5 protein-coding genes are annotated in these 7846 nt (G+C 69.7%); 3 read left to right on the top strand and 2 right to left on the bottom strand.

From position 1 onward, the window contains the following. Positions 1-79: 79 nt before the first annotated feature. Complete coding sequence (mfd, locus tag BM236_RS18515) at positions 80-3694, bottom strand: transcription-repair coupling factor (protein WP_091126749.1); 3615 nt, start codon at positions 3692-3694, stop codon at positions 80-82. A gap of 83 nt (positions 3695-3777) precedes the next feature. Between mfd and BM236_RS18510 the strand changes: the two genes are divergently transcribed. From BM236_RS18510 to BM236_RS18500, 3 genes are all read left to right on the top strand, one after another. Then, positions 3778-4677, top strand: coding sequence for a M15 family metallopeptidase (locus BM236_RS18510; RefSeq protein ID WP_245750427.1), 900 nt, complete (start codon positions 3778-3780; stop codon positions 4675-4677). Positions 4678-4817: 140 nt separating this feature from the next. Next, complete coding sequence (locus tag BM236_RS18505; protein WP_139230175.1) at positions 4818-5984, top strand: LCP family protein; 1167 nt, start codon at positions 4818-4820, stop codon at positions 5982-5984. A gap of 219 nt (positions 5985-6203) precedes the next feature. Further along, positions 6204-6977, top strand: a complete 774-nt coding sequence (locus tag BM236_RS18500) for a hypothetical protein (protein WP_217645414.1) — start codon at positions 6204-6206, stop codon at positions 6975-6977. Positions 6978-7034: 57 nt separating this feature from the next. Here the strand turns inward: BM236_RS18500 and BM236_RS19160 are convergent. Beyond that, positions 7035-7846 (bottom strand): hypothetical protein (locus tag BM236_RS19160; protein WP_217645413.1); only part of this gene is annotated, 812 nt, incomplete at its 5' end.

Raw genomic sequence — 7846 nt, 5'->3', positions numbered from 1 at the left:
TGGTCTCGATACGCTCGCTGGCGCTCGCTACTCGACCAGCGAAACAGGTAGGCGCCCGCTACTCGACCAGCGAAGTGGCTCACTCCACGGGGTCGATCACCGCGTCGATGACGCCTCGCGCCCACTGGAGCAGGGCGATGCCGACGAGCGGCTTGGCGGGGAAGCCGGAGGAGATCGGCCGCGGAACCAGGATGGTGTCGAGCTGCGTCTTGACCAGCGACTTCGGGTAGAGCCGCTGGAGTCGGACCTGCCGGCTCTCGGGGAGTACGACGGGTGCGAACCGCACGTTCTTGCCCGCGATCGTCACCTCGCCGATGCCGGCCGTTCGGGCGCGCGCCCTGAACCGGGCGACGAGCAGCAGCGACGAGACCTCCTGGGGCAGGTCGCCGTACCGGTCGTCGAGCTCCTCCTCGATGGCGTCGACGTCCTCGTCGGAGCGGACCTCGGCGAGCCGCTTGTACATCTCCAGGCGCAGCCGCTCCGAGGGGATGTAGTCGTGCGGCAGGTGAGCATCGACCGGGAGCTCGATGCGAACCTCGTTGAGCTCCGGCTCGGTGTCGCCCTTGAAGTCGTTGACCGCCTCGCCGACGAGTCGCACGTAGAGGTCGAAGCCGACGTCGGCGATGTGGCCGGACTGCTCCCCGCCGAGCAGGTTGCCAGCGCCGCGGATCTCCAGGTCCTTCATCGCGATCGCCATGCCGCCGCCGAGGTCGGAGTGCTGGGCGAGCGTGGCGAGGCGCTCGTGCGCGGTCTCGGTCAGCGGCTTCTCGGCCGGGTAGAGGAAGTAGGCGTAGGCGCGCTCGCGGGACCGCCCGACCCGTCCCCGCAGCTGGTGGAGCTGGGAGAGGCCGAGGGTGTCGGCCCGCTCGATGATCATCGTGTTGGCGTTCGACACGTCGAGCCCCGACTCGACCAGCGTGGTGCACACGAGCACGTCGAAGGTCTTCTCCCAGAAGTCGAGCATCACCTGCTCGAGCTGCTTCTCGTTCATCTGCCCGTGCGCGACGGCGATCCGGGCCTCAGGCACCATCTCGCGCAGCTTCGCGGCGGCCTTCTCGATCGACTGCACGCGGTTGTGGATGTAGAACACCTGCCCGTCGCGCAGCAGCTCGCGGCGGACCGCAGCGACGACCTGGCGGTCCTCGTAGGCGCCGACGTAGGTGAGCACCGGGTGGCGCTCCTCGGGCGGGGTGGTGATCGTCGACATCTCGCGGATCCCGGTGATCGCCATCTCGAGCGTCCGCGGGATCGGCGTCGCGCTCATCGAGAGGACGTCGACAGCGGTGCGCATCCGCTTGAGCTGCTCCTTGTGCTCGACGCCGAAGCGCTGCTCCTCGTCGACGATGATGAGGCCGAGGTCCTTGAAGCGGATGTCCGGGTTGAGCAGCCGGTGCGTGCCGACCACGATGTCGACGGAGCCTTCGGCCATGCCGGCCATCGTCTCCTTCGACTCCTTGTCGGTCTGGAACCGGCTCAACCCCTTGAGTACGACGGGGAAGCCGCTCATCCGCTCGGCGAAGGTGCTCAGGTGCTGGGTCACGAGCAGCGTCGTCGGGACGAGCACGGCGACCTGCTTGCCCTCCTGGACGGCCTTGAAGGCGGCGCGGACGGCGATCTCGGTCTTGCCGTAGCCGACGTCGCCGCAGATGAGCCGGTCCATCGGGACCCGCTGGCGCATGTCGGCCTTGACCTCCTCCACCGTGGAGAGCTGGTCGGCCGTCTCCTGGAAGGGGAAGGCGTCCTCGAGCTCGCGCTGCCACGGGGTGTCGGGGCCGAACGCGTAGCCCTGCGTCGCCTGGCGGGCGGCGTAGAGCTTGATCAGCTCGGCGGCGATCTCGCGCACCGCCTTGCGGGCACGGCTCTTGCGCTTCTGCCAGTCGGCGCCGCCGAGCCGGTCGAGCGACGGCTGCTCGCCGCCGACGTAGCGGGTGACCTGGTCGAGCGCGTCGGCCGGGACGTAGAGGCGGTCCGGCGGGCCGCCGCGCTTGGAGGCGCCGTACTCGAGGACAAGGTATTCGCGGACGGCGCCGCCGACCTCGCGCTGCTTCATCTCGACGAAGCGCCCGACACCGTGCTGCTCGTGGACGACGTAGTCGCCGGTCTTGAGCTCGAGCGGGTCGATCTGCCGCTTCCGGCGCGCGGGCATCTTCTGCATGTCGCGCGTGGACGACTTCTGCCCGGAGATGTCCTCGCCCGTGACGATCGCGAGCCGGGTCGCGTCGTCGACGAGCCCGGCGGTGATCGAGCCGCAGGTCACGGTGACGACCGCGTCCCTCGCCGATCGAGCGGCCTGCGCGGCAAGCGTCTCGAGACCATCGTCGAGCCGCGCCGGGACGTCGCGCTCCCCCAGCGCCTCGACGGTGCGCTGCGCGGGACCGTGGCCGGCGTGGACGACGACGACGCGATAGCCCGCCTGGCGCCAGCCGTCGAGGTCGGCGATGGCCTTCTCGACGTCACCGCGGTAGGGGTCGACGGATGTGTGCGGGAGGGTCCGGACGGGGACCCCGGCGATCGCGGCGTCGGTGGCGGCGGTCTCGAGACGGGCCTGGCGGCCCTCCTCGACCAGCGAAGCGGCGTCGTCGGCCAGGCCGAACGGGCTCATCGACCACCAGCTCTGCCGGCGGGCGAGGGCGTGGGCGCGGACGTCGCCGAGCTCCCAGTACGACGCCTTGCCCAGGTCGATCGGCGCGCTGCCGCCGCTCGCCGCGGCTGCCCACGACGCCCCGAGGAACTCCTCGCTCGTCGCGACCAGGTCGTGCGCGCGGCGGCGGACCCGCTCCGGGTCGAGCACGAGGACCTGGGTGCCGGCCGGCATCAGGTCGACGAGCAGCTCCATCTCGTCGACGAGCACCGGCGCGAGCGACTCCATGCCCTCCGCGGCGATGCCGGCGGCGATCTTGTCGGTCAGCTCGAGCAGCTGTGGGTGGGCCTCGCCCAGGACCTTCGCCCGGGCACGCACCTGGTCGGTGAGCAGCAGCTCCCGGCACGGCGGCGCCCAGAGCCGGTCCGCCTTGCCCGTGGTGGGGTCCATCGCCCGCTGGTCGGCGACGGAGAAGCTGCGGATCTCCTCGACGTCGTCACCCCAGAACTCCACCCGCAGCGGGTGCTCCTCGGTCGGCGGGAAGACGTCGACGATGCCGCCGCGGACCGCGAACTCGCCACGCTTCTCGACCAGGTCGACCCGGCTGTAGGCCGCGTCGGCGAGCCGGCGTACGACCTCGTCGAGGGGTGCCGTCTGACCCGGCACGAGCTCGACCGGCTCGAGGTCGCCCAGGCCCTTGACCTGCGGCTGGAGCACCGAGCGGACCGGCGCGACCACGACGCTGATCGCGGGGTGGTCGGGCGTCGGGTGGCTGAGCCGGCGCAGCACCGCGAGCCGCCGGCCGACCGTGTCCGAGCGGGGGCTGAGCCGCTCGTGCGGCAGCGTCTCCCAGCTCGGGAAGTAGGCGACGCTGTCGGGCTCGAGCAGGTCGTGCAGCGCGGCGACGAGGTCCTCGGCCTCACGGCTGGTCGCGGTGACGGCGAGCACGGGCCGGCCGGCCCCGGCCAGCCCGCTGACGAGGAAGGGCCGCAGCGCCTCGGGCCCGGTGACGTCGAGCGTCACGACGCCGCCGGAGCGCGCGTCCGCGACGACCTCGGCCAGGGTCGGCTCGGCGAGGACGGCCTCCGCGAGGGTGGCGAGTGGGCGGGACATGCGGGTCCTCCGAGCGCAGACGACAGCAGCCCCCGGTCAGCGTGCGACAGGGGGTGGGAACAGCCTCAGTCTACGGTGATGGGGTGAGATCCACGGTGGCGGCGTACGTCGCCGGAGCCGCCGCGCTGCTGATGCTGGCGGCCTGCTCCGGCACCCCGGTGGCGACCTCTCCGACCGCTCCCCCGCCCACCGTCACGTCGAGCGCCACACCTACCCCTCCGCCGAGCCCGTCGCCGACAGCGCCGCCCTCGTCCGCGCCGCCGGTCCGGCCCGGCACCGTCCCGCCGCCCTGGCTCGGGACCCGCGTCCTGCCCACGACCGCCGGCGGCTACGGCGAGATCCGAACCACCCCCAAGGCGCTGCGGAACCGCCGGTTCACACTGCCCGACACCGTGCCGATGCTGCCCGGCCGCGGCTTCGCCAGCCGGGTCACCTCCCCCGCGCCGGCCGACGTCATCGCGCGCTCGACCTGGGTCGCCGGCTGTCCGGTCGCGGCCGACGACCTGGCCTGGGTGCGGCTGACCTTCTGGGGCTTCGACGACGCCCGGCACACCGGCGAGCTGCTCGTGAACGCCTCGGTCGCCGACGACATCGCCGGCGTCTTCCGCGACCTCTACCGCGCGGGCTTCCCGATCGAGGAGATGCGGATCACCACCCGCGCCGAGCTCGACGCACCGCCCACCGGCGACGGCAACGACACCGGATCGTTCAACTGCCGGCCGAAGGCGGGCCAGACCAGCGGCTTCTCCGAGCACGCCTACGGCCTGGCCATCGACGTGAACCCCTTCCAGAACCCCTATCTCAACGGCGACCTCGTGCTGCCGGAGCTGTCGTCGGCGTACGTCGACCGCGCCGACGCGCGCCCCGGGATGATCCTGGCCGGCGGCCCGGTGGTGCGCGCCTTCGCCCGGATCGGCTGGGGCTGGGGTGGGGACTGGCACGCGCTGAAGGACCTGCAGCACTTCAGCCAGAACGGCACCTGACCACCCATATGGGGTATGGCCCTGCCATCTCGATGACCTGACTTGGGTAAGCCCGCTATCGACCCGGCGTGCGCCTCCGCGCGGTTCTTAGCGTCGGCCTCCGGTTGGTGACGGTCTCGTCGCCGAGATCAGGGAGCCGCATGAGCATCATCAGCGTCAGGGCCAGGAGCAGCACGCCCACCGAAGAGGTCCTTCCGCTCACCGACCTGGCTCCGGGGCAGCGGCCGGACCTGCGGCCCGACCCGCCTCAGGACCCGCCCGACCTGCCGCCCGCTCCCCCGCGCCGTCCGCGACGGCGGCGCCGGATCCTGCTGGCCGTGCTCGTGGCGCTGGCCGTCCTGGTCGGCCTGCCGGTCGCGGTGGGGCTGTACGTCGGCCACCAGCTGAACGCCAACGTCACCCGGCTGCACGGCATGTTCCCTTCGGCCGTCGGCCGGCCCGTCCACCCCTCGACGGGGCCGGCCGCCGACGCCATGAACATTCTGCTGATGGGCAGCGACCGGCGCTCCGACGTGCCCACGACCGGGAACGCCGCTGAGGCCCCCGCCTGGGTCGCCGGGGAGCAGCGCAGCGACACGATGATGGTCCTGCACGTCGATGCGGACCGTCGGGGCGCGTCGGTGATCTCGATCCCCCGCGACTCGTGGGTGGACGTTCCGGGGCACGGGCCGGCGAAGATCAACGCGGCGTACTCACTCGGCGGCCCAGCGCTCGCCGTCGAGACGGTCGAGAAGCTGACCGGGGTCCGCATCGACCACGTGGCCGTCGTGGACTGGGACGGATACAAGGCGTTGATCGACACCCTCGGTGGCGTCGACGTGACGATCCCGAACACCGTCTATGACAGCTACCGCGACACGACCTGGACTGCGGGCACCCGACACTTGAACGGCGAGGAGGCGCTGAAGTACGCCGGCCAGCGCGCTGGCCTACCCGGTGGTGACCTTGATCGCGTCAAGCGTCAGCAGGCCATCATCCGCGCGTTGTCGAGCAAGATGGTCACAGTCGGTTCGAGTCCGTCTGCCACCTATGACCTACTTCAGACCCTCACGCGCAACTTGACCGTGGATGACCACTGGAGCGGCACAGCCATGGCCCGCTTGGCGCTTTCTCTGCGACACCTCGGGCCGAGCGACGTCTCCTACCTGACTGTGCCGGTGACCGGTACCGGCATGGTGGGAGATCAGAGCGTGGTGTTCGTGAACCATGAAGCCGGACGGTCGTTGTGGCGTGCAGTCCGCGCGGACCGGATGCCGCAATGGACGTCCACACACGAGGCGATGCTGACAGGCACGGTGGTCCCGTGAGCCGACCGGGCTCTACCCGATACCGGTGACAAATGGCCCGTAGCGACACAGCAGCAGGACACAACACGCGACGCTACGGATGTGCACTTCCCGATCCGGCCAATCCGGGGACGCTGGCCCGCTGCCGTGGAGAGCGTCCGGCCGCTCCGCCGAGTCTTTCGGGTCGACCCGCGGGTCATGCTCGATGCGGAGGCTGACCCAGGGGCCTTCCGTGAGGCGATGTCATCGGTCTACGTCGGCGGCACGATCAAGATCACTGCCGCGGGCCGCCACCCCGCCACTGACCGGCTGCTCGTCGACAACATCGATCTGTCCCAAGCACACATCGTCGACATCGGCGCATCCGATGGATCGACGTCGCTCGAGCTGATCGAGAAACTTCCAGAATTCGCGAGCTACACGATCGCGGACCTGTACCTGACACTTCGGGCGGTAGACGTCGGCAGGCGGACGGTCTTTTTCGACCGAACCGGGAAAGCAGTCCTGGTTGCTGGTCCGCGGTTCGCCGGGTGGCCGTCGCTCTCGACAGGCGTCGCGTTGGTCTACGCCCACGTCGTACGCGGGGCGCGGGTCGCCATAGCCGACGCATCAGAGATCGTGCTGCTCAACCCTGAGGTCCGGCGGGTCATGGCGAGCGACCCGCGGGTCGACGCACGGGTGCACGACGTCTTCCAACCGTGGGTGGGAGAGAAGCCCGACGTAATTAAGGTGGCCAACCTCCTTCGTCGGTTGTACTTCAGCGACGATGAGTTGGTTCGTGCCCTGGCCGCCTTGCGTGATTCGCTTCCCGAAGGTGGCCATCTGATGTTGGTCGACAACCCGCGCATGCTCAACACCCCGCCTCGGGCGGGTATCTGGCGGCGCCGAGGGGGCCGCTTCGTCGAGATCGCCAGACTCGGTGATCCCGAGATCGCTGACCTGGTCGAACGGCTCGGAGCAGTTACGGGCAACCTCACGGTCGCTGTCGACCGTAAGGTTGCCCGCTCTGCGTGATGCCAACGGAAGGCCCCGACCGAACAACCTGGCCGAACGGCTAACCGGAGCCTCTGGTCACTTGAGCGTGACCGTTGACCCGTTGTCGATCCAGGTGTTCCCGGAGATGGCCAGCTGGTCGCTCTTGCCGGAGGTGATCCCACAGCCGACGACTCGCTGGTTTCGCATGAAGCGGTTGTTCAAGATCGACACCCCGCGCACCGGACCCAGACTCTTGCCCGCGATGTTGATGCTGCATCCACCACCACCGATGACATTGCCGCTCACGACGAGGTTCGTCACGGTTCCCTTGTCCTGGCTGATCTGGATACCCGCATTGAACGCTCCGTAGAAGGCGTTGTTGATGACCCGGATGTTGTTGCCGGTCACCATCTGGATGTTGTCGTCGTGCGACGGACCGCCATTCCAGTTCGGGTCACTCGTCCAGTGGGTGTTGTCATGGAACCAGGAGTTCTGGATCACCACAGGGTCGTTCGTGCTCACGTGCACCGAGTCCACGACACCGTGGATGTCGACCCTGGTCAGGGTGAAGCCCGACCCCATGACCCCGTTGTAGTTGTCGGCGGCCGTCGCCCTCGACGGCGCGATCTCGGTGTCGATCACCTGCAGCCCCGTCGAGAGGCTGTGGATACCGATGTTCCGACCGCCATCACGGAACCGGACGATCGTGTTCTTGATCGTCACATTGGGCGCCCAGACCTGGATCGTCCCGCGGACGTCAAGCCCGCTGACCACCGCCCCGGCCTGCCTGATCTGGAGATCACCGTTGTGAACCGTCAGCCCAACACCAGCCGGCACACCAGTGTTCGCCGCACCCGGCGTCCCACCCGAAGGCTGCTGCGGAACCGGCTGCGGCTTCGGCTTCGGCT

It is taken from the genome of Nocardioides terrae (assembly GCF_900112345.1).
Taxonomy (GTDB): Bacteria; Actinomycetota; Actinomycetes; order Propionibacteriales; family Nocardioidaceae; genus Nocardioides; species Nocardioides terrae.
Note: the sequence above shows the minus strand (reverse complement) of the source record. Positions and strands in the feature narration are given on the sequence as shown.